The sequence below is a fragment of the Cyanobium gracile PCC 6307 genome (assembly GCF_000316515.1).
GTDB classification, from domain to species: domain Bacteria; phylum Cyanobacteriota; class Cyanobacteriia; order PCC-6307; family Cyanobiaceae; genus Cyanobium; species Cyanobium gracile.
Genome location: NC_019675.1, coordinates 853,914 through 872,725 on the forward strand (window position 1 = coordinate 853,914; position 18,812 = coordinate 872,725).

Annotated in this window: 23 protein-coding genes; 12 read left to right on the forward strand and 11 right to left on the reverse strand. The window is 69.6% G+C overall.

From position 1 onward, the window contains the following. Positions 1–19 precede the first annotated feature (19 nt). The 4 genes from CYAGR_RS03930 to CYAGR_RS03950 form a co-directional block, all read right to left on the reverse strand. Complete coding sequence (locus CYAGR_RS03930; protein WP_083891344.1) at positions 20–847, reverse strand: fatty acid desaturase; 828 nt, start codon at positions 845–847, stop codon at positions 20–22. 44 nt (positions 848–891) lie between these two features. Then, the gene (locus CYAGR_RS03935) at positions 892–1,848 is read right to left on the reverse strand and encodes an orange carotenoid-binding protein (protein ID WP_015108483.1); all 957 of its coding nucleotides are present in this window, start codon (positions 1,846–1,848) and stop codon (positions 892–894) included. A 191-nt stretch (positions 1,849–2,039) separates the two neighbouring features. Beyond that, positions 2,040–2,807 (reverse strand): phycobilisome rod-core linker polypeptide, encoded by a 768-nt coding sequence (locus CYAGR_RS03940; RefSeq protein WP_015108484.1) that lies wholly within the window; start codon positions 2,805–2,807, stop codon positions 2,040–2,042. Between the two features lie 669 nt (positions 2,808–3,476). Further along, on the reverse strand, positions 3,477–4,280 hold the full coding sequence (locus CYAGR_RS03950) for a transglutaminase-like domain-containing protein (RefSeq protein ID WP_245552596.1): 804 nt from the start codon (positions 4,278–4,280) through the stop codon (positions 3,477–3,479). Positions 4,281–4,563: 283 nt separating this feature from the next. Between CYAGR_RS03950 and CYAGR_RS03955 the strand changes: the two genes are divergently transcribed. The 5 genes from CYAGR_RS03955 to CYAGR_RS03975 are packed head-to-tail and all read left to right on the forward strand — an operon-like array spanning position 4,564 to position 8,396. After that, complete coding sequence (locus CYAGR_RS03955; RefSeq protein WP_015108487.1) at positions 4,564–4,848, forward strand: hypothetical protein; 285 nt, start codon at positions 4,564–4,566, stop codon at positions 4,846–4,848. A gap of 59 nt (positions 4,849–4,907) precedes the next feature. Next, the gene (locus CYAGR_RS03960; protein ID WP_425386794.1) at positions 4,908–5,906 is read left to right on the forward strand and encodes an ABC transporter ATP-binding protein; all 999 of its coding nucleotides are present in this window, start codon (positions 4,908–4,910) and stop codon (positions 5,904–5,906) included. A 13-nt stretch (positions 5,907–5,919) separates the two neighbouring features. After that, entirely contained in the window at positions 5,920–6,732 is an 813-nt protein-coding gene (locus tag CYAGR_RS03965) for an ABC transporter permease (RefSeq protein WP_015108489.1), read from the forward strand. Next, the gene (locus CYAGR_RS03970) at positions 6,732–7,520 is read left to right on the forward strand and encodes an ABC transporter permease (RefSeq protein ID WP_015108490.1); all 789 of its coding nucleotides are present in this window, start codon (positions 6,732–6,734) and stop codon (positions 7,518–7,520) included. The genes CYAGR_RS03965 and CYAGR_RS03970 overlap by 1 nt, the downstream gene beginning before the upstream one ends. Further along, positions 7,521–8,396, forward strand: coding sequence for a PfkB family carbohydrate kinase (locus CYAGR_RS03975; protein WP_015108491.1), 876 nt, complete (start codon positions 7,521–7,523; stop codon positions 8,394–8,396). It abuts the gene before it with no gap. Here the strand turns inward: CYAGR_RS03975 and CYAGR_RS03980 are convergent. Then, positions 8,383–8,775 (reverse strand): VOC family protein, encoded by a 393-nt coding sequence (locus CYAGR_RS03980; RefSeq protein ID WP_015108492.1) that lies wholly within the window; start codon positions 8,773–8,775, stop codon positions 8,383–8,385. The genes CYAGR_RS03975 and CYAGR_RS03980 overlap by 14 nt on opposite strands. Positions 8,776–8,829: 54 nt before the next feature. Here CYAGR_RS03980 and CYAGR_RS03985 point away from each other — a divergent pair, with 54 nt between their 5' ends. The 3 genes from CYAGR_RS03985 to CYAGR_RS03995 all read left to right on the forward strand — a co-directional run bounded on the left by CYAGR_RS03985 (position 8,830) and on the right by CYAGR_RS03995 (position 10,387). Next, the gene (locus CYAGR_RS03985; RefSeq protein WP_015108493.1) at positions 8,830–9,483 is read left to right on the forward strand and encodes a methyltransferase domain-containing protein; all 654 of its coding nucleotides are present in this window, start codon (positions 8,830–8,832) and stop codon (positions 9,481–9,483) included. A 9-nt stretch (positions 9,484–9,492) separates the two neighbouring features. Further along, positions 9,493–10,086, forward strand: a complete 594-nt coding sequence (locus tag CYAGR_RS03990; RefSeq protein WP_015108494.1) for a PPOX class FMN-dependent protein — start codon at positions 9,493–9,495, stop codon at positions 10,084–10,086. Between the two features lie 88 nt (positions 10,087–10,174). Next, positions 10,175–10,387 (forward strand): hypothetical protein, encoded by a 213-nt coding sequence (locus tag CYAGR_RS03995; RefSeq protein WP_015108495.1) that lies wholly within the window; start codon positions 10,175–10,177, stop codon positions 10,385–10,387. 9 nt (positions 10,388–10,396) lie between these two features. Here CYAGR_RS03995 and CYAGR_RS04000 read toward each other — a convergent pair whose 3' ends face one another. The 3 genes from CYAGR_RS04000 to CYAGR_RS04010 all read right to left on the reverse strand — a co-directional run bounded on the left by CYAGR_RS04000 (position 10,397) and on the right by CYAGR_RS04010 (position 11,738). Then, positions 10,397–11,176, reverse strand: coding sequence for a hypothetical protein (locus CYAGR_RS04000; RefSeq protein WP_015108496.1), 780 nt, complete (start codon positions 11,174–11,176; stop codon positions 10,397–10,399). An 84-nt stretch (positions 11,177–11,260) separates the two neighbouring features. After that, positions 11,261–11,404, reverse strand: a complete 144-nt coding sequence (locus tag CYAGR_RS04005) for a chlorophyll a/b-binding protein (protein ID WP_015108497.1) — start codon at positions 11,402–11,404, stop codon at positions 11,261–11,263. A 61-nt stretch (positions 11,405–11,465) separates the two neighbouring features. After that, a complete protein-coding gene (locus CYAGR_RS04010; RefSeq protein WP_015108498.1) occupies positions 11,466–11,738 on the reverse strand; it encodes a hypothetical protein in 273 nt (90 codons plus the stop codon). Between the two features lie 200 nt (positions 11,739–11,938). Between CYAGR_RS04010 and CYAGR_RS18810 the strand changes: the two genes are divergently transcribed. The 4 genes from CYAGR_RS18810 (at position 11,939) to CYAGR_RS04025 (ending at position 15,000) form a co-directional block, all read left to right on the forward strand. Further along, the gene (locus CYAGR_RS18810) at positions 11,939–12,076 is read left to right on the forward strand and encodes a hypothetical protein (protein WP_015108499.1); all 138 of its coding nucleotides are present in this window, start codon (positions 11,939–11,941) and stop codon (positions 12,074–12,076) included. A gap of 22 nt (positions 12,077–12,098) precedes the next feature. Beyond that, positions 12,099–13,694, forward strand: coding sequence for an FAD-binding domain-containing protein (locus CYAGR_RS04015; protein ID WP_015108500.1), 1,596 nt, complete (start codon positions 12,099–12,101; stop codon positions 13,692–13,694). 32 nt (positions 13,695–13,726) lie between these two features. Next, positions 13,727–14,395 (forward strand): DoxX family protein, encoded by a 669-nt coding sequence (locus tag CYAGR_RS04020; RefSeq protein WP_015108501.1) that lies wholly within the window; start codon positions 13,727–13,729, stop codon positions 14,393–14,395. Positions 14,396–14,481: 86 nt separating this feature from the next. Further along, entirely contained in the window at positions 14,482–15,000 is a 519-nt protein-coding gene (locus tag CYAGR_RS04025) for a hypothetical protein (RefSeq protein WP_015108502.1), read from the forward strand. Between the two features lie 27 nt (positions 15,001–15,027). Here CYAGR_RS04025 and CYAGR_RS04030 read toward each other — a convergent pair whose 3' ends face one another. The 3 genes from CYAGR_RS04030 to CYAGR_RS04040 form a co-directional block, all read right to left on the reverse strand. Beyond that, positions 15,028–16,053 (reverse strand): YcgJ family protein, encoded by a 1,026-nt coding sequence (locus CYAGR_RS04030; protein WP_015108503.1) that lies wholly within the window; start codon positions 16,051–16,053, stop codon positions 15,028–15,030. A 144-nt stretch (positions 16,054–16,197) separates the two neighbouring features. Next, the gene (locus CYAGR_RS04035) at positions 16,198–16,623 is read right to left on the reverse strand and encodes a cupredoxin domain-containing protein (RefSeq protein WP_015108504.1); all 426 of its coding nucleotides are present in this window, start codon (positions 16,621–16,623) and stop codon (positions 16,198–16,200) included. Further along, positions 16,620–18,722: a copper-translocating P-type ATPase gene (locus CYAGR_RS04040; RefSeq protein WP_015108505.1), complete on the reverse strand. Its 2,103-nt coding sequence runs from the start codon at positions 18,720–18,722 to the stop codon at positions 16,620–16,622. The genes CYAGR_RS04035 and CYAGR_RS04040 overlap by 4 nt, the downstream gene beginning before the upstream one ends. Positions 18,723–18,812 lie beyond the last annotated feature (90 nt).

Genomic DNA, 18,812 nt, shown 5'->3' on the forward strand with positions numbered 1-18,812 from the left:
CAACAGCTCGATTTGGACATTAACGCCCAGGCCTGAGCTGGCGCGAGCCGTTGCCAGGGCCGAGACCCTGGCTGTGACCCTGACCATCATCGTGGCCGTGAGGATCGGAAAGCCGCTGCCGCAACTCCGGCAGTCGGAACCAGGGCACCGTCGGGTGGGCATGGTGCTCCCGGTGGTACCCGAAGTGGTAACAGGCCAGCAGCGAGAGCAGGTGGGGGTACCCCAGAGTGCGGATGGCATGGCGGCCGTCAGGGGTGGATCCCTCACCGCGATGGGGAAGATAGGTGCCGAAGAGAAACAGCTGGAACGAACTGAGAACCAACGGCAGCACCCAGAAGGTGGGGACCGCCAGCGCCCGCCCGGGTTCCAGCAGCATCAGTCCTCCGGCCACGGCCAGCCAGGTGGCCAGCAGCAGCACCAACTGCCCCAGGGACAGATAGTTGCCCATGAACCGGGCGTACCAACGAAGGGCCCCATCCCCGCTGGCTCGACGGAAGTCGGGATCACGGCCGCTGCCGGGGACCCGGTGATGGCGCAGATGGTGGCGGCGGCAGCGGCCATAGGGAAGGCCGGCGTAGAGGAGCAGAGCCAGCCGGCCCAATCCGTCATTGAGCCGGGCACTGCCGGGCACCAGGGTTCGGTGCATCGCATCGTGGCCAAGGATGAACAGGCCCGTCTGCAGGAACGTGCGCAGGGCAATGGCCAACCCGAGGGTCAGCGGTGTCCAGCCCTCGGGACCCGCCAGCAGGGCCAGCACCAGGGTGGCCAGCCAGGCCCCGAAGATGCCCGTGCCCAGCACCAGACCCGTGCCTTCCCAAGCCGGAAAGACCGGAGAGGCAAGCGCCACTCCGGTCAAGGGACCCGCCGGAGCGGTGAGGGTGGACGGACGGCTCAGCGGGCGAACTTGAGCAGTTCGGCGGGGGAGGCCAGCAGGTCGATCGCCACGAAGTAGATCTTGTTCTCGGGATCGAGCAGGAATCGCCAGGCCACGTTCATGCCGACACCAGCTCCGAACCAGGGGGTCTGCACCTTTCCGGTCACCTTGATCTGGGTGAAACCGCCATCGGAGGGCTCGCTCACGCCGGATTCGGGCAGCAGCTTGAGGTTCTGGCAGTCCTCGCGGAAGAAGCGGAGGATGGCGTCGGTGCCGACGATGGGACGCTGGAAGGGGGGCTGCAGGGCGCCATCGGGGAGGAACAGCTGGATCAGCTTGTCGAAGTCGTTGGCATTGAGCAGATCCATGTAGGAGAGGATCGTTGCGTTGTCGATGCCGGCGATCGAAACCTTGGTGCGCTGCTCGGGTGCCGTCGGCAGCACGATCGGCTCAGCGATGCGCTCCGTCCCGTCCACTTTGCTGGGGTCGAAGCCCATGTCGACGACGAAGTTGCGCAGCACGGTGATCTGCTGCCCCGCATCGATGCCCTTCAACGAGGACAGCACAGAAGCGGCGTTGGCGGAGAGCTGGTAGCCCTCGGGGATGGGGGCGACGATGCCCTCCTCCATCCATTCACCCAGGCGATACCAGAAGCCGAGCTTGATGTTGACCGACCAGATCGCGTAGGTGCGGCAGATGTCGGTGTCCGACCGGTTGGCCAGATCCACCATCACCTGGCTCTGTTCAGCGAAGGTCATCGCCTTGATCCGGTTGAGCACCGGCTCGGCGAACTGCATGCGGGCCGCACCGGGGGCGGCGATGGTGATGGTCTTGCCCATCTCGAGGTAGGCGAACCAGATCAGGGCCAGCTGGTCTTCGGCGCTCAGCAGGCTGAAGCGAGCGGTGAGGGCCGGCACCACATCGGCCGAGAGGGTATCCGGAAAGATCTGGGTCGCTTTTTCGAGCGTGAACATGACAAGCACCTCCGAAAGGTCAAGAAATCTTTACAAATCCTAATGCATGGCGGTGGCGGCGAGGGCGCTGTCACCGGCTGACATCAAGGGAAGCACGATTTTGTGTCCATCAGCACAGCAAGCCAGACACCCATCCCGCTCACCGTGCTGCGGACCCGGACCCTCCGGCGATCCCTCCCGGAGGGCGACGCTCAGGGCGCCCCTGTGCTGAGCATGGCCGCGGCGGTCCAGAGCACCAGCCCGGTGATGGCGAAGCCACCGGCGGTGACCAGCCCCTGCCAGATCTGGCGGGCCAGGGGCGAGGGCTGCTCTCTGAGCCAGGCGGGACGGGGGGTGCCGGGGGACCAGGGGCTGGAGCCGCGGGGGGCCCTGCTGGCGATGACGTCACGCCAGCGACCGTCGTAGCGGGGCGCCTGCTGGTTGAAGGGGCGCTCCCCCTGGGCCCGCCCGGGCAGCACCCGCGAGCGCTGGTAGGGAACGGTGTCGTAACCGAAGGCTTCGAGATACTCGGGCGAATCGAGCAGGGCATCGACCAGGGCCGCAAGGCCGTGCTCGGCGATCAGGATCGAGTAGCGGATCCTTTCCTGGTCGCCATACACGGGCCGCCCCAGCACCCTGCCGACCAGTTGTTCAACCAGGCGATAGTTGCTGTTGCATTCATAGAAACCCTCACGGAATCGCCGGGACAGCAGCAGACCACGGATGAAATCCCTCATGGTGATCTGTCCGCTGCGCAACTGGGATTCCAGCACTGCTTCACGGTCCACCTTGAAGGCATGAAAGAAGATCTGGCGGTAGGCCTGCTCGATCTGGACATCGAGGCTGAGACGATCACCAGATGTCTTGCGGGTCTCCAGAGTGGCGACGGCCTGGCGGGGGGATTCCTCACTGGCGATCGCGAAACTCGGCACCCTGGCATTGAGGCTCGAGGGTCGGGCGGCAAGCAGAGGAAGGGCCATGGAGGGATTCAAGGTGAATGACCCGGAAAGATAACCGTGAACAAAACTGGCCTTGGGCAACCCGCCGGATCCCTCACACAGCTTTACTTTTCGGGCCCGCCACAGGCGGCCCCTGCAGGGGCGCGGGGCGCTCGGTGGGCTCGCAGTCCAACCTCAGGACCCGCTCGAGGGTCTGGTTGCGATAGTTTCTGAGGCAGTACTTGCAACCGCCGGTGGTCTGGAGATGGCGCTCCGGTGTGATCACAATCTCCCGGACAGGGTGCTCCAGACAACGAATCTTGATCGGACTGCGGTAACTCTTGTAGTTGATCTGCGAATAATCGTATCGGCCCCCGAATCGGGACCGGGCTCGCTCCAGAAACGTGGCTTCATCGATCCGTAAACCCATTGGTCGATCCGCGGGAGTCAGGGAGAAAAACCCAGGTTGAGTACGGCAGGCTGAATGTGATGCCCGAGACCCGGCCCCATGGACGGGACCCATGGGCTCCAAGGGTCTAGAGGCTGCCCCAGGCAACGGTTGTCAGGGACTGTTGTCAGGAACCGTTCGACGGGTTCGATGGCGCCTGAACTCAGGGGGATTCTGCCGCTGAAGCCCGGCAGGCTGGCCCAGCGCATGAATTCTCCACACTTCGCCCCGCCCCAGGCCCCGCCGGAAGGGTGCCGCCATGGTCAGAGAGAGCGAGAGTCGGGCCTGGCCACCTCCTCGGTGATGACGCGGAAGCCGGTGAGCTGGTGGTCGCCGAAGGAGCGCAGGAAGGGCACATCTGCTGCATCCCGACCCCGGGCGATCAGCACCCGGCCGATGCGGGGCCGGTTGTGGCGGGGGTCGAAGACATGCCAGCGATCCTCGAGGAACGCCTCGAACCAGGCTGAGTAGTCAATCGGTTCGGGCAGGGGCGTGGTGCCCGTATAGCCCAGGTAGCCGGTGCAGTAGCGGGCGGGGATGTTGAGGCAGCGGCAGAGACTGATGGCGAGATGGGCGAAATCGCGGCAGACGCCGCGTCCTTCGCGCAGGGCGTCGTGGGCGGTCTTGTCGCTGCGGGCGGCGCCGTAGTCGAAGCGGAGCTGCTCGTGCACCCAGTCGCAGATGGCCTGCACCCGTGACCAGCCCGGCCGGACACCGCCGAAGCGTCCCCAGGCGACCTGGGCGAGGCGATCGGTGTCGCAGTAGCGGCTGGGGTTGAGGTAGTGATAGGTGACGATCGGCAGCGACCCCACCGGGCACTCCCCCACCTCCGGCGCCACCGGATCGGGAAGGCCGTGGTCGGCCACCACCACCTCGAATCCCAGGGTGGTGCTGCCGGTGGAGGCCACGAAGCGGCAGGCGCGGTTGCCGTCCGCATCGGTGAGCACCTCGGCGATCCGGTCGGGGCTCAGCCGCAGCCGCTCGGGGCCGCGCCGGTCCTCCAGGCGGCTGCCATGGGGATGGACCAGGGCCAGCACCGGCGTCGGGGCCCAGCAGGAGAGGGTCAATTCGCAACCGAGCCGGATCAGCATGGCGAAGGCATGGCGAACGGCGCGACCCCGATCGTCGATTGTGGCCCCCCGGCCGGGGTTCCGTGACGGCGATCCAGAACAGAATTTCCGTGCCCCGGATCGTTGGCGTGGCCGCAGCGACCGCGCCGAAGACCCGCTGCGGCACGGCTGCGGTCTCGCAGCGGTCTCGCAGCAGTCGTGCGGCGGCGGCGCCGCTCAAGGGTGGCACTGGCCGCCAGGGGCGATCCCTGCTAGTACAGATGTACCGCTTTCACTGGCCATGTCCTCTGCTCCAGGCCCCGCTCCACGCCCAGCTGGGCACCCTGCTCCAGAGCGCGACGCCTGGCCCTACCTGGGGCCGGAGCAGCTGCTCCCCAGTCGCAGCCGGCACGTCTGCCTCACCTGCCAGTGGTTTCGGCACCACGCCGACGCCGACGGCATCCCGCTGCTGAGCTGCCAGTGGCATCAGGCCCTGATCTGCCACGGCGACCACCTCACCCAGCGCTGTCCGAGCTGGCTCGAGCCGCTGCAGCGCAGCTCCGGCTGGTGCCCGGAGGCCGCCTGATGTCCAGCTCCAGGCGGGGCAGGACCCTCGATAGGGTGGGCCTGCCCGCCCCCGTCCGCATGGCCCCCGACCGCATGGCCATCGTCCGCGCGCAGGGCCTCGGCAAGACCTACCGGGTGGCCGACAAGCAACCCGGACTGGCCGGCACCCTGCGTCACTTCGTCAATCGTCGCGAGCGTTTGATCGCAGCCGTGCAGGACGTGAGTTTCGCCATCGCGCCGGGGGAGTTCGTCGGCTTCCTGGGGGCCAACGGCGCCGGCAAGACCACCACCCTCAAGATGCTCACGGGGTTAATCCACCCCACCAGCGGCACGGTGGAGGTGGCCGGCTGCCAGCCCCAGCGCCGTGAGGCGGACTTCCTGGGTCAGATCACCCTGGTGATGGGCCAGAAGCAGCAGCTGATCTGGGATCTGCCGCCGCTGGATTCCCTGCGGGTCAACGCCGCCGTTTACGGCATCCCCCCGGCCGAGAGCCGCCGCCGCATCGCCGAGCTGGCGGAGATGCTCGAACTGGGGGACGAACTGCGCCGGCCCGTGCGCAAGCTCTCCCTGGGCCAGCGGATGAAGGCGGAGCTGCTGGCGGCCCTGCTGCACCGTCCGGCGGTGTTGTTCCTCGATGAACCGACCCTGGGCCTGGATGTGAACGCCCAGGCCCGGGTGCGCAGCTTCCTGGCCGACTACAACCGCCGCTTCGGCGCCACCGTGCTGCTCACCAGTCACTACATGGCCGACATCACCGCCCTCTGCCCGCGGGTGCTGCTGATCCACGAGGGCCGCCTCTTCTATGACGGCGGCCTCGAGACCCTCACCCAGCGGCTCGCCCCCTGCCGGGAGGTGCGTCTGGAGCTGCACGCGCCCCTGGGGGCCGAGGCCTTCGCCAGCTACGGCGAGGTGGAGGCCATCGAGGGCCGGGAGGTGCGGCTGCTGATCCCGCGGGAGCGGCTCACCGAACAGGTGGGGCGGCTGCTGGCCGACCTGGCGGTGGTCGATCTGTCGGTGTCCGACCCGCCGATCGAGGACATCATCGGCCGGCTGTTCCATGAAGGGGCCGTGGCATGAGGGTGGCCCCGGCATGAGACACCCCCTGCGCCAGCGGCTGGCCCATGCCCGCCGCATCGCCGCCGTGCTGCTCTCCAGCCAGTACGCCTACATGCTCGAGTACCGGGCCGAGATCGTGCTCTGGGCGCTCTCGGGGGTGCTGCCCTTCATCATGCTGGGCCTCTGGAGCGCCGTCGATGCCGGCGGCGGGCTGGGGATGAGCTCCCTGCAGCTGGCCCGTTACTTCCTGTCGGCGTTCGTGGTGCGTCAGTTCACGATCGTCTGGGTGATGTACACCTTCGAGGAGGACAACCTCAACGGCCGCCTGTCGCCTTACCTGCTCCAGCCCCTGCCCGTGGTGTGGCGCTACGTGGCCGCCCACCTCTCGGAGCAGGCCACCCGGCTGCCCTTCGTGGCGATGCTGGTGGGGCTGTTCTTCCTTCTCTATCCCGCCGCCTTCTGGTGGCCCTCGCCGACGTCGGCGCTGCTGGCGGTGCTGGCCACCCTGGCGGCCTTCGCCCTGCGCTTCCTGATGCAGTTCACGCTGACGATGGTGTGCTTCTGGAGCGAGAAGGCCAGCGCCCTGGAGCGCCTCCTCTACCTGCCCTACCTCTATCTCTCCGGGCTGGTGGCCCCCCTGGCCCTCTATCCCGAGTCGGTGCGGACCTTCGCCTTCTGGACCCCCTTCCCCTACATGGTGGATGTACCGGCCCGGATCCTGGCCGGTGAGACCGTGCCGGTGCTCCAGAGCTTTGCGGCCATGGCTGCCTGGGCCGCCCTGCTGCTGCCGATCAACCTGCTGCTGTGGCGGCGGGGCCTGCGCCACTATTCGGCCATGGGGGCGTGATGGGCCGTTACCTCACCACCCTGCGGGTGTTCTGGATCGCCTCGCTGACGGCCGAGCTGGAATACCAGGCCAATTTCCTGATCGAGCTGGTGGCCACGGCCGGCAATCTGGTGGGCAGCATCTTCGTGCTGTCGCTGTTCTACGGACGCGGCCAGTCGCTGGGGGGCTGGAGCTGGGAAGGGGCCCTGGTGGTGCTGGGGGTCTACACCCTGCTGGAGGGGATCACCAGCACCCTGCTGCAGCCCAACCTCAGCACGATCGTCGCCCACGTGCGCACGGGAAGCCTCGATTTCGTCCTGCTCAAGCCGATCGACAGCCAGTTCTGGCTCTCGGCCCGCACCTTCTCCCCCTGGGGTCTGCCGGGCATCGCCCTGGGGGCCGGCCTGATCGGCTACGCCGCCTGGAAGGCCGGCGCCACCCCGGCGCCCCTCACCCTGCTGGGGGCGGCCCTGATGCTGGTGGCCAGCCTGATGATCCTGTACAGCCTCTGGTTCGTGCTGGCGGCCAGCAGCATCTGGTTCGTGAAGATCTGGAACGCCACCGAGGTGCTGCGCAGCGTGCTGGTGGCGGGTCGCTTTCCGGTGAGCGCCTTCCCCGCCGGCCTGCGGGCCTTCTTCACCTTCATCGTGCCGGTGGCCTTCCTCACCACGGTGCCGGCCGAGGCGATCCTCGGGCGAGCCACCGGCCCCTGGCTGCTGGCCGGCGGCGCGGTGGCGATCACCTCGGTGGTGGTGAGCCGGCGCTTCTGGCAGTTCGCCCTGCGCTTCTACACCTCCGCCTCCAGCTGAATGGAGCCCCTCCAGCCCCTGCCCCTGGCGGCGCTGCCGGACCTCCCCCCGGTGGCCCTGGCGGTGGTGGGCCATATGGAGATGGTGAGCTTCATCGGCGTGGACCATCTGCCGGCGGCCGGCGAGATCCTCCATGCCGACGACTTCTGTGAGCTCCCCGCCGGCGGCGGCGCCGTGGTAGCCGTGCAGATGGCCCGTCTGACGGGGGAGCGGATTCCCTTCTTCACCGCCCTGGGCGACGACGCCCTCGGGCGCCGGGCCGCCGAGGAGCTCGAGGGTCTGGGGCTCGAGCTGCACATCGCCTGGCGGGCGGCCCCGACCCGGCGGGGGATCACCTTCATCGACGCCGGCGGCGAGCGCACCATCACCGTGATCGGCGAGCGGCTGATGCCCACCGCCGCCGATGGGTTGCCATGGCAGCGCCTGAGCCAGATCGACGGGGTGTTCGTCACCGCCACCGATGCCGGCGGCCTGCAGCTGGCCCGGCGAGCCCGGGTGCTGGCCGCCACGCCGCGGCTGCGGCTGCCGACCATGCGGGAAGCGGGCGTGACCCTCGACGCCCTGATCGGCAGCGCCGCCGACCCCGGCGAGACCTACAGGCCCGGGGATCTGGAGCCGGCGCCCTCGCTCTACATCGGCACCGAGGCCGAGCGGGGCGGGGTGCTGGTTCCAGGTGGCCGCTATGGCGCCGTCTCCCGCATGGGGCCGGTGCTTGATGCCTACGGCGCCGGCGACAGCTTCGCCGCCGGCGTCACCACGGCCCTGGCCGCCGGCTGGGATCTGCGGCAGTCGATCAGCCTCGGCGCCCACTGCGGCGCGGCCTGCCTCGATGGCCGCGGGCCCTACGCCTGTCAGCTGCGGCTCAGCCGCCGCTGACCAGCAGCAGCAGGCGGTTGTCCTCCGGATCAGCCAGCCAGGCCTCGGCCCCGAAGGGTTCCTGCCGCGGCGGCTCCACCGCCACCGCCCCCAGGGCCACCAGGGCGGCGAGCCAGTCCTGGAGCAGCTGCAGGGGTGGGGCCTCGCCCGCCGGGCGGGAGAAACAGAGGGCCAGCCGGCCCTCGCCGCGGGGGCGGGGACGCCGGCGTGAGGGGGCGTAGATCTCCAGCCGGTGCTCCCCCGGGCCCAGCAGGCGCCAGTGGCTGGAGCTGAATCCCCGCTGGGGCTCCGTCTCCAGCAGGGCGCCGTAGAAGGCGGCCAGCCGCTCGGGGTCATCGGCGGCCAGCACCAGGAAGGACGACGGGACGGCGGACGTCATGACGGAAGCAGCCGCGGCTCGCCACCATGGCAGCAGAACCGATTCCTGGTGACCATGGCGGTGCAGGTGCTGAACGAGGCGGAGCGGCGCAAGCTGGACAGCTCCGATGACGCCCTCTTCTATGCCGAACCCCGCTTCGTGCAGCACCTCGACGCTGCCTTTCGCCGTCGGCTGACGGCGCTCTACCGCGAGCGGATCCCCCCCTGCGCGGTGGTGCTGGATCTGATGAGCAGCTGGGTGAGTCACCTGCCGGAGGACATCACCTACGAGGAGGTGATCGGCCATGGCCTCAACGGGGCGGAGCTGGCCGCCAATCCCCGCCTCGATCGCCACTGGCTGCAGAACCTCAACCAGGACCAGCGCCTGCCCCTGGCGAACGCCAGCGTGGATGCGGTGCTGATGGTGGCGGGCTGGCAGTACCTGCAGCGGCCCGAGCCGGTGGCGGCCGAACTGCTGCGGGTGATCCGCCCCGGCGGCCAGGTGATCGTGGCCTTCTCGAACCGGATGTTCTTCCAGAAAGCCCCCCAGGTCTGGACCGACGGCAGCGACAGGGATCACCTGGCCTACGTCAGCCGGGTGCTGCAGGCCCAGGGCTGGCCGGCCCCGCAGCTGATCGCCGAGCCGACCCGGGCCGAGGGTCCCATGGGCTGGCTGGGGGGACAGGGGGATCCCTTCTTCGCCGTGGTGGCCGAAAAACCCACGCCGTAGGTCCTACCGATGTCCGAGTCCCGTCCGTCGCCGACCCCGGGGGAGTCGCTGCCTCCCTGGCGGGCCCTGGTGCGCGGCGCCCTGGAGCGGCAGGGCCGCTCCCCCCAGGCCCGCTGGCTGCAGCTGGCCAGCATGGCGGCGGACGGCACCCCGCGGGTGCGCACCCTGGTGTTCCGCTGCTGGGCCGGCGCAACCTGCCTCGATCTGCTCACCGACCGCCGCAGCGCCAAGAGCGACGAACTCGCCGGGGCCGCCGCCCTCGAACTCTGCTGGCTGCTACCCAGAGCGCGCAGCCAGTTCCGGCTGCGGGGCCACCGGCTGCCTCTCGATGGCGACGAGGAGCAGCGGGCCCTGAACTTCCACTGGCAGGCCCTCACCCCCCGGGGCCGGGCCCTGTGGGGCTGGCCGGCGCCGGGGGAAGCCCTCCAGAGCGAGGGACCGTTCCCCCGGGAACTGGGGGAGGAGGCCCCGCGGCCGGAGCACTTCGAGCTGCTGCGGGTGCAGCTGCAGCGGGTGGAGCTGCTGGAGCTGGCCGGTCACCCCCACCGGCGCCGCCGCTGGCGGGCCGACAACGGCTGGCAGGAGGAGTGGCTGAATCCCTGAACTGGATTCGTGAGCTGAGCTTCCGGCGCCGCCGTGGCAGCCACGGTTAACAGATCGTTACATTAACGTGGGCAAAAGCGAGCAATCCATGCTGGATGTCCTGTTTCCCATCGTCTACATGGTGAGCTTCGCGGTGATCGCCGGCGGTGCCTTCGCCCTCATGACCCAGAACCTGCGCAGCGCCGCCTCCAGCCCCTCGCCGCGACAGCGCCACCCGGAGGCACCGGCCCAGGGTGAGGAGGTGCTCTACGTCGACCTCAGCCGGGAGCGGCTGGAGAAGCTCTATGAGCAGGCCAGCTGAGGCCGCCGTTCAGGCCGGGAAGACGGTGATGTTCGCCATCTCCCGGTAGGTGTCATCGGCCATGGCATCGACCCGAAACGCGGTCCAGGTGGCGAAGGGTTCCGGACCACTGGCGGCAATCGGCCATTCGATGCGCCGCTTCTGATAGGTCAGGCCGACGCAGGTGAGGGCCTGGTCGTCGGCCATCAGGGACCAGAGGAGCTGCAGGTCGCTGCGCTGGTAGGAGACCGGCCCCTCCTGCAGACAGGAATCGGCGGGGTAGCCGAGGGAGAGCTCCAGGCTGCGCTGGTTTTCCCAACAGAGATAGTTGCCGTTTTCCGTGGGATAGAACCAGCAGGTTTCGTTGTCCGCCTCCCGCAGGGAGAACTGGTCGAGACAGCGGACCGACGCGATCGCCACGCCCTCGGCCGGATGGCCGCCGCTCGACGGCCGCTCCGGACCGCTGAGCTGGTAGGCGCCGAGCCAGAGGGCGCGGGGCTCGAGATGGGGCACCACCGCGTCGCAGATCAGCCGCCGCGCCTGAGCCGGATCCTCAGAGGAGGCTGGCGGCTCCTCATGGCAGGGGGAAGTGCGAAGGGGCGCGAAGGGGTCGGCCCCACTGACGTTGGCCTGGCCGGAGCTGACCAGGTCGTCCAGGTTCAGGGATGTCTCGGCGGGCACCCGGAACATGCGCAGGGCGATGCCGCTGCGGACGCCGAGACGCTGGGCCGCCAGGAGGTCCTCCCAGGCCGCGCCGTCGCCGGGAAGGCCTCCCTCGGGAGCCAGTACGAAGACGAGAGCGTGCGCCATGGGGATGCGGGGGGAACGCCGCAGACATCAAAGCCCGGATGGCAGAACCACCCGGGCCGATGCGGACGAAGGCAGGAGCCGGACTCAGCCGAGGCCGATCTGGGCGAGGATGCCCTGGCCGGTGAGGATTTCGGTGCCGAGGCCGATGACGAAACCGAGCATGGCCAGGCGGCCGTTCCAGGTTTCAGCGAAGGCGACGAAGCCGAAGCGGGTGGTGGAGTCAGACATGGGTGGGTTCGTTGCGAAACTTGAAGGGAGTGTAAACGATCGTGAAGCGTTGTGACTGTCGTCAGCGATGCCGTCGGCGACCCAGGGGCTCGATCCACTCCTCCAGCATCCCGGCGGCCGGGGCCGGCGAGGCGATGGCTTCGGAGGCGTCGCCCGTGGGGACCAGGCGACAGCCCAGCTGGATGTCCCCCTGGTCGAGCAGGCGGCCCAGCCGCAGGGCCGTGGCCTCCTCCAGCCGGGAGAAACGGTCCTGGCCGTGGGTGAGCCAGGAGAGCTCGGCGGGGGTGATGACACCAGTGGACAGGGATTCGAGGTAGAGCTCGCCGACCGTCATGGCTGATGTAACGGAACATGAAGATTGTGGCGCGGCTTCCGGGCAACCGCGGACCGCGGCGGAACGCCCCAGGGGCCGCGGCTTGAGGGCCGCTCGCGGCCGACACGACGCAACCTTTACAATTCTTAAGACGTTCATCGGGGGCGGGTCTGGCTGACCTGTCCTTTTTTTTTGCGCGCTGCCCGGGTGGCCGCATCAGGATGGGGAGGCAGTCGGCGGGCGGGCGGATGGAGACGGAGACGGTGCTGCCCCTGGCCGGGGCCGCGGTCCTGATCGTGATGGTGGTGGTGGGCGTGGTGGTGGTGGTGCTGCGGCCCAGCGACCTGCCGAAGCGCTGAAGCGGATTCCTAGCCTGGGCGGATGGCTCTTCAGGTGGTCTGGTTCAAGCGCGATCTGCGCCTCGCCGACCACCGCCCCCTGGTGGAAGCCGCCCGACGCGGACCGGTGCTGCCCCTCTACGTGGTCGAACCGGAGCTGTGGCGGCAACCGGACAGCTCGGACCGGCAGTGGAGCTTCTGCCGGGAGGCGCTCCAGGAGCTGCAAGAGTCGCTTGCCGGCCTGGGCCAGCCCCTGGTGGTGCGCGTGGGTGACGTGGTGGCCGTGCTGGAGGCCGCCCACCATCGGCTCGGCATCGACGGGCTCTGGAGCCACCAGGAGACCGGCAACCTCTGGACCTACGCCAGGGACCGGCAGGTGGCCGCCTGGGCCCGCGAACGGGGGATCCCCTGGCAGCAATTCGCCAGCTTCGGGGTGACCCGAGGACGCAGGGATCGCCGCGGCTGGGCCCGTGACTGGGAGCGGCGCATGGCCGAACCGCTGCTGGAGGCTCCCGTCGCCCTGCCCCCCCTGGAGGGGATCGCCCCGCGGGACCTGCCCACCGCCGCAGAGCTGGGCCTGGCGGCGGACCCCTGTCCGGCACGACAGCGCGGTGGTCGGCAGGCCGGCCTGGAGCTGCTGGACGGCTTCCTGCACCAACGGGGACGCGGCTACCACCGCCGGCTCTCCAGTCCCCTGACGGCCTTCGAGGGCTGCTCGCGTCTCTCGCCCCACCTGGCCTGGGGCACCCTGTCGATGGGGGAGGTGACCCAGGCCACGCGGGCCCGGCGGATGGCCCTGGCGACGTTGCCTGCCGAGGTCGCCGCGGGCTGGCCCCGGGCCCTGGACGCCTTCCTGTCGCGTCTGCACTGGCACTGCCACTTCATCCAGAAGCTGGAGAGCGAGCCCTCGATCGAGATCCTTGAGCTCCATCCCGCCACCCGTCACCTGCGCGTCACCGACCCCGGGCGGCTGGCGGCCTGGAGCGAGGGGAGTACGGGGGTGCCGTTCGTGGATGCCTGCATGCGCGCCCTGCGGGCCAGCGGCTGGATCAACTTCCGCATGCGGGCGATGCTGCTGTCGTTCGCCAGCCATCACCTCTGGATCGACTGGCGCGACAGCGGCCTGCACCTGGCCCGCCAGTTCGTGGACTACGAGCCCGGCATCCACTGGAGCCAGTGCCAGATGCAGAGCGGCACCACGGGCATCAACACGATCCGGATCTACAACCCGATCAAGCAGGGCCGCGACCATGACCCCGAGGGGGTGTTTCTGGGGCGTTGGCTGCCGGAGCTGGCCGGGGTGCCGGCGATCTGGCGCCACGAGCCGTGGCGGATGGATCCGGCCACCCAGGCCGCCAGCGGCTGCCGCATCGGCCACGACTACCCGGCCCCGATCGTGGAGGTGGCGGGCGCCGCCCGGGAGGCCAGGGAACGGCTCTGGGGTCTGCGCCGTCAGAGCGGCTTCGGCGCCGCCGCGGATGCGATCCAGGAACGACACGGCTCGCGCCAATCGGGCCTTCCCCCCTCCGGCAGGCGGAGAAGCGGCGGCAGCCGTCGCCGGCAGCCGCCGGTGACCGTGGGTCAGCTCAGCCTGGACCTGGGGCTGGACACGGAGGGCGCTTCACGTTCCGTTACCTGAATCGCCAGAATCTTCATAAATCTCCCGGTGCCATGACCACCACGCTCCTGCTCGAGCTCTTCGCGGGCTTCTTCACCGCCTTCATCGCCCTGTGGGTGCTGGCGCTCAACCGTCCGACGGCCGCCGCTCTCGTGCCCAGCAACCGGGAGGAGCGTGCGGTCGCTCCGGCCCCCGGTACCCCCATCGCCGCCACAGTGCGTCAGGCCCTGAAGTCCTACGTCCTGCGGGAGGGACGGCTGGCCAACCTCGGCCTGCTGATCCTGCGGCTGGCGATCGGGGCAATGATGATCCACCACGGCCAGGACAAACTGGCCGACCCGCAGGCGTTCGCGACCAACTATGTGGTCCCTCTGCACCTGCCCTTCCCCCTGTTCCTCGCCCACGTGGCGGGCTATTCGGAAATCTTCGGCAGCTGGCTGCTGATTCTCGGTCTGCTGTCCCCCCTGGGGGCCCTGGCGCTCACCGGCACGATGGCCGTGGCCGCCTACCACCACATCCTCACCAGCGGTTTCAACATCTACGTGCTGGAGCTGGTGGTGCTCTATCTGGGCGGCAGCCTGGCCCTGCTGCTGATCGGCCCGGGCCGCTACTCGTTTGATGCCGGCATCGTCGCGGGGGTGCTTGACGATCAGGAGGGCGAGACCGATCCGGACGGGACGGCCACAGTGCAGGCCTACGGTCTGGCGGCCGAAGCCGGCTGATCGGAGTCCATTCTCCGGAGGGTCCTTCTCACCGGGCATCTCCCCTGTCACCAATGGCAAGCTGGATGCCCGGCTCCCCCGCAACCATGACCCGCGAGCACGATCCCTTTCGCATTCCCCGCGCCGGCTGGGAAGCGGCCCCCCTGGCGGGGCTGGCCTCGGTGGATCTGAACCGCAACGGCGGCGCCTTCAGTGGCGGTGAATTCGTCTCGGAATCCACCGTCGGCGGGGTCCTGCTTTACGCCATCTACCAAGCCCTGCTCAGTGCCCTGCGCACCGAAGCGCTGCACCGGCGGGGGGAGATCGACCGGCTGACCCAGGTGCGGCTGGTGCTGGCCACGAGCCTGGAATCGGCCCGGACCGGCGTGGCCGTGGGGGCCGTGCTCTCGGTGGTGCTGCTGGTGTTCCCCTGGCTGGCGGCACCCATGGCCCTGGTGGGGGCGGTGGGCACGGCCAAGGCCTCCCTCGACCTCTTCCATGCCTTCTGGGATGGCCTCGACGCGGAGCAGAAGCTGCAGGTGACGATCGCCGCCCATGAGGCGGGCGTAAACCTGCGCCGGTTCTTCAGCAACGCCGGCGAGGGTCTGGGACCGGTCGCGGGCTGATCGGGCCCTCCCTCAGCGACCCCTGACTCAGCGACCGCCCCCGAACAGCTGCTGCAGCAGCCCGCCCAGGGCCTGCCCAAGGGCTTCGCTGTCGCTGCCCTGCACCACCTGCCCATTGGCATCCACGGGCTGGAGGGCCTGGTTGAGCTGGGCCGTGGTGGCCGTCGTCGTGCTGCGGAAGCCCAGGTTGAAGACGCTGCCCCAGCCCAGCTGGATGTCGGAGCGGTACTGATCGGCGTTGACCCTGGACTGCACCGCGGCCGCGGAACCGTTGGGCATCTGGATGCTCCATGGACCGTTGCCCTGGGCGGTGAAACGGAGCGTGCGCAGCGGGTTCGAGGCCGGCAGCCTGTCGAAGGTGAAGGCCAGGGTCTTGGAGCCGTTGGTGTTGTTCTGGACGATCTCGTAGCGGCAGGTGCCGTTGTAGATGGAGATGCCGGCATTGGTCCAGGCGCAGGTGCCGCTCTGGCGGGTGCGGGTGAACGGCGGCTGGAAGCCGGTGGTGGGGAGCTGGCCATTGGTCGTGGCGCCGCCCGGCCCCCAGGTGGAACCGGCACCGCCGATCACCGTGCCCTGGCCGCCCGGGGTGCCGGCAGCGGCGCCGAACACCCAGGGGTTCAGCCGGGGGTCAAAGCGGGTGCGCTGACGGTTCGTCCAGCAGCCACGCAGGTTGAAATTGCAGTAGCGGCCGTCGGCGAAAGTGACGTCGACGATGGGATTGCTGACCAGATTGTTCTCCAGGGTGCGGCGCGCCCGGCGTCCGAATTCCCGTTCCGTTTCGGCCAGGGCGGCACCGTTGGCGTTGAAGCAGACGCTCACGGAGCTGTCGCAGATCACCCCCTGCACCGGGAAAGACAGGGCCCTGTTGCCGGGCCGGCCGTAACCGGCGCCCCCGGATCCGCCCCCACCACCCCAGGGCGTGGTCTGCACCGGCGTCTGCTGGCTCGGTGCCCCCCAGGGGTTGCCCTGGGCCCGTACCTCCGGCGCCGCCACGGCCAGGGCGACGAGCAGCAGGGAGGCCTGGCTGAAATGTCCGGTGAAACGTCTGTTCATCAATCTTTTTGCACGCAAATGGGCATTGGAATCAACGATACCAGGATTGGTCTTTCGAACCCTTTTTATCTGGCGATCTGCAGCATCCAAGCAGAGGAATTGTCAAGGTTGGTGATCACAAGCCAGCCCTGAAACCTCATCCCATCATTCCGCCTCCAGGCTGCCCCGCACCATGGCCATGCCGCAGTGGAACGGGTAGGAGCCCGGCCGCTCGGGAAGTAGTTCGATGCTGGTAGTGGCCCCCAGGGGCAGGTCGAGGCTGCGCTGGAAGTCCGGGAAGATCACCCGGGCCACGCAGCCACTGGGATCGGTGCGGTGAAACAGCAGGCGCACCGGCCGGCCCGCCTTCACCCGGACGCGGGAGGGCGTGTAGCCGCCCTGGACCGTGATCGTGATCTCCTGCATCCCCTGCTCGCCTTCGTCGGCCGCCACCCCGGCGCCATGGGAGCCAAGGAACCACCACAGCTCCGCTGCGATCAGGGCCAGCCCGACCGCCGCCACCAGCACCTGCAGGGCCAGCGGCTGGGGGATCGACCGCCACAGCGGCGCGGCCGCCTCGTGGGGTGTCATGCTCCGGCCCCCGATGGACGCAGGCGGGGGCGGAAGCGACGCAGCCGCAGGGCGTTGCTCACCACCGACACCGAACTGAACGCCATGGCGGCCCCCGCCAGCATCGGATTCAGCAGCCAGCCCGTGAGCGGGAACAGCAACCCGGCGGCGATCGGGATCCCCGCCACGTTGTAGGCGAAGGCGAAGAAGAGGTTCTGACGGATGGTGGCCATGGTGTGGCGGCTGAGCTCGATCGCCGCCGGCACGCCACCGAGGTGGCCCGAGAGCACGGTGATGTCGCTGGCGGCGATGGCCACATCGGTGCCCGTACCCATGGCGATGCCCACATCGGCCCGGGCCAGGGCCGGGGCGTCGTTGAGGCCGTCCCCCACCATCGCCACCGGGCCCTGCCCCTGCTCCTGAAGTTGCTGCACCACCGCCGCCTTGTCGCCGGGGCGCACCTCGGCGATCACCCGCACGATGCCCACATCGGCCGCCACCACCTCGCTGGTGCGGCGGGCATCGCCACTGAGCAGCACCACCTCCAGCCCCAGGCGCCGCAGGGCGGCGACGGCGGCATGGGCCTCGGGCTTGATCGGATCGGCGATGCCGAAGCAGGCCTCGATCCGGCCTTCCACCGCCACGGCGGCCACGCTGCGGGCGGCCCGCTCCAGCCGTGCCATCACCGGATCCAGGGTGGTGGTGTCCAGGCCCGAGCTCCGCAGCCAGCGGGGGCTGCCCACCCGCACCTCCCGGCCGGCCACGCAGGCCAGCACGCCCGACCCCGCCCTGGCCTCGAAGGACTGCACCGCGGGGAGTTCGCCGTCGCCGCAGCGGCTGGAGGCGTAGGCGACGATCGCTTCGGCCAGGGGATGCTCCGAGCGCGACTCCACGGCCGCCACCAGGGCCAGAAGCGTCCCGACCGGCATCCGGCCACCGTGGAGCCGCTCGAAATCGGTCACCTCCGGCTGGCCCAGGGTCAGAGTGCCGGTCTTGTCGAGCACGATGGTGCGCAGCCCACCGGCCGTTTCCAGCGCCTCGGCGCTGCGGAAGATCAGGCCGTTCTCGGCCCCCTTACCGGAGGCCACCATGATCGCCGTGGGCGTGGCCAGGCCCAGGGCACAGGGGCAGGCGATCACCAGCACGCTGACCAGAAACAGCGTCGCCAGCACCACGTTGCCGCTGACGAGGAACCAGACCACGAAGGTGGCGATGGCGATGGCGATGACCACCGGCACGAACCAGCCCACCACCTGATCCGCCAGGCGCTGCACCCGGGTGCGGGAGCTCTGGGCCTGGCGCACCAGCGCGACGATGCGGGCCAGCATCGTGTCGTCACCCACCCGGGTGACGCGGAAGGTGAAGCTGCCGCTGCGGTTGAGCGCGGCGCCGATGACCCCATCGCCGGGGCCCTTGGCCACCGGGGTGGGCTCGCCGGTGAGCATCGATTCCTCCACCCATGAGCTGCCCTCCACCACCACCCCATCCAGGGGCAGCGTCTCCCCGGGCCGCACCTGCACCAGGTCACCCACCGCCACCGTGGACACCGGAACCTCCTTGGCGATCCCCTCCCGCAGCACCCGGGCCGTGGGGGGCTGGAGCTGGAGCAGCCGCCGGATCGCCTCGGAGGTCTGGCCGCGGGCCCTGGCCTCCATCAGCCGGCCCAGCAGCACCAGGGTGAGGATCACCGCGGCGGTTTCGTAGTAGACGTCGGCCGGCAGCCCTTCGGCGGTGAGCACCCCGGGAAAGGCAGTGGCCACCAGCGAGGCCAGCCAGGCGATGCCGGTGCCGGCGGCCACCAGGGTGTTCATGTCGGCGCTGTGGCGGCGCAGGGACGACCACGCGCCGCTGAAGAACTCCCGCCCGCACCAGAACAGCACCGGGGAACTCAGCGCCAGCTGGGTCCAGGGGCTGGTGAACCAGGCCGGCAGCCAGCCGATGTGGACACCGAGCATGTGGGGAAGGGTGGCCACCATCACCAGCAGGGTGAGCACGGCCGCCACCGACAGGCGGCGGCGCAGCACGGTGAGCTCATGGGCCAGCTCCCTTTCCATCCCCGTCGTGGCGGCGGCCGCCGGATCGGCGGCGCAGCAGGGGGAGCCCAGGGTGGAGTGGCTCATCGGGGGCGGACCGGGGCCGGGGACGACGGATTCACCCTATGGGCTCCCCATGGCTGGAGAGTCAAGCCATCGGGCCATCCAGCCTCGCCA

Bases quoted from the DNA above. Each gene is read 5' to 3' on its own strand.
- CYAGR_RS03935 (WP_015108483.1), bottom strand. From the start codon at position 1,848: ATGTTCACGCTCGAAAAAGCGACCCAGATCTTTCCGGATACCCTCTCG.
- CYAGR_RS03940 (WP_015108484.1), bottom strand. From the start codon at position 2,807: ATGGCCCTTCCTCTGCTTGCCGCCCGACCCTCGAGCCTCAATGCCAGG.
- CYAGR_RS03955 (WP_015108487.1), top strand. From the start codon at position 4,564: ATGTCCTCTGCTCCAGGCCCCGCTCCACGCCCAGCTGGGCACCCTGCT.
- CYAGR_RS03960 (WP_425386794.1), top strand. From the start codon at position 4,908: ATGGCCCCCGACCGCATGGCCATCGTCCGCGCGCAGGGCCTCGGCAAG.
- CYAGR_RS03965 (WP_015108489.1), top strand. From the start codon at position 5,920: ATGAGACACCCCCTGCGCCAGCGGCTGGCCCATGCCCGCCGCATCGCC.
- CYAGR_RS03970 (WP_015108490.1), top strand. From the start codon at position 6,732: ATGGGCCGTTACCTCACCACCCTGCGGGTGTTCTGGATCGCCTCGCTG.
- CYAGR_RS03975 (WP_015108491.1), top strand. From the start codon at position 7,521: ATGGAGCCCCTCCAGCCCCTGCCCCTGGCGGCGCTGCCGGACCTCCCC.
- CYAGR_RS03980 (WP_015108492.1), bottom strand. From the start codon at position 8,775: ATGACGTCCGCCGTCCCGTCGTCCTTCCTGGTGCTGGCCGCCGATGAC.
- CYAGR_RS03985 (WP_015108493.1), top strand. From the start codon at position 8,830: ATGGCGGTGCAGGTGCTGAACGAGGCGGAGCGGCGCAAGCTGGACAGC.
- CYAGR_RS03990 (WP_015108494.1), top strand. From the start codon at position 9,493: ATGTCCGAGTCCCGTCCGTCGCCGACCCCGGGGGAGTCGCTGCCTCCC.
- CYAGR_RS03995 (WP_015108495.1), top strand. From the start codon at position 10,175: ATGCTGGATGTCCTGTTTCCCATCGTCTACATGGTGAGCTTCGCGGTG.
- CYAGR_RS04000 (WP_015108496.1), bottom strand. From the start codon at position 11,176: ATGGCGCACGCTCTCGTCTTCGTACTGGCTCCCGAGGGAGGCCTTCCC.
- CYAGR_RS04005 (WP_015108497.1), bottom strand. From the start codon at position 11,404: ATGTCTGACTCCACCACCCGCTTCGGCTTCGTCGCCTTCGCTGAAACC.
- CYAGR_RS04010 (WP_015108498.1), bottom strand. From the start codon at position 11,738: ATGACGGTCGGCGAGCTCTACCTCGAATCCCTGTCCACTGGTGTCATC.
- CYAGR_RS18810 (WP_015108499.1), top strand. From the start codon at position 11,939: ATGGGGAGGCAGTCGGCGGGCGGGCGGATGGAGACGGAGACGGTGCTG.
- CYAGR_RS04015 (WP_015108500.1), top strand. From the start codon at position 12,099: ATGGCTCTTCAGGTGGTCTGGTTCAAGCGCGATCTGCGCCTCGCCGAC.
- CYAGR_RS04020 (WP_015108501.1), top strand. From the start codon at position 13,727: ATGACCACCACGCTCCTGCTCGAGCTCTTCGCGGGCTTCTTCACCGCC.
- CYAGR_RS04025 (WP_015108502.1), top strand. From the start codon at position 14,482: ATGACCCGCGAGCACGATCCCTTTCGCATTCCCCGCGCCGGCTGGGAA.
- CYAGR_RS04030 (WP_015108503.1), bottom strand. From the start codon at position 16,053: ATGAACAGACGTTTCACCGGACATTTCAGCCAGGCCTCCCTGCTGCTC.
- CYAGR_RS04035 (WP_015108504.1), bottom strand. From the start codon at position 16,623: ATGACACCCCACGAGGCGGCCGCGCCGCTGTGGCGGTCGATCCCCCAG.
- CYAGR_RS04040 (WP_015108505.1), bottom strand. From the start codon at position 18,722: ATGAGCCACTCCACCCTGGGCTCCCCCTGCTGCGCCGCCGATCCGGCG.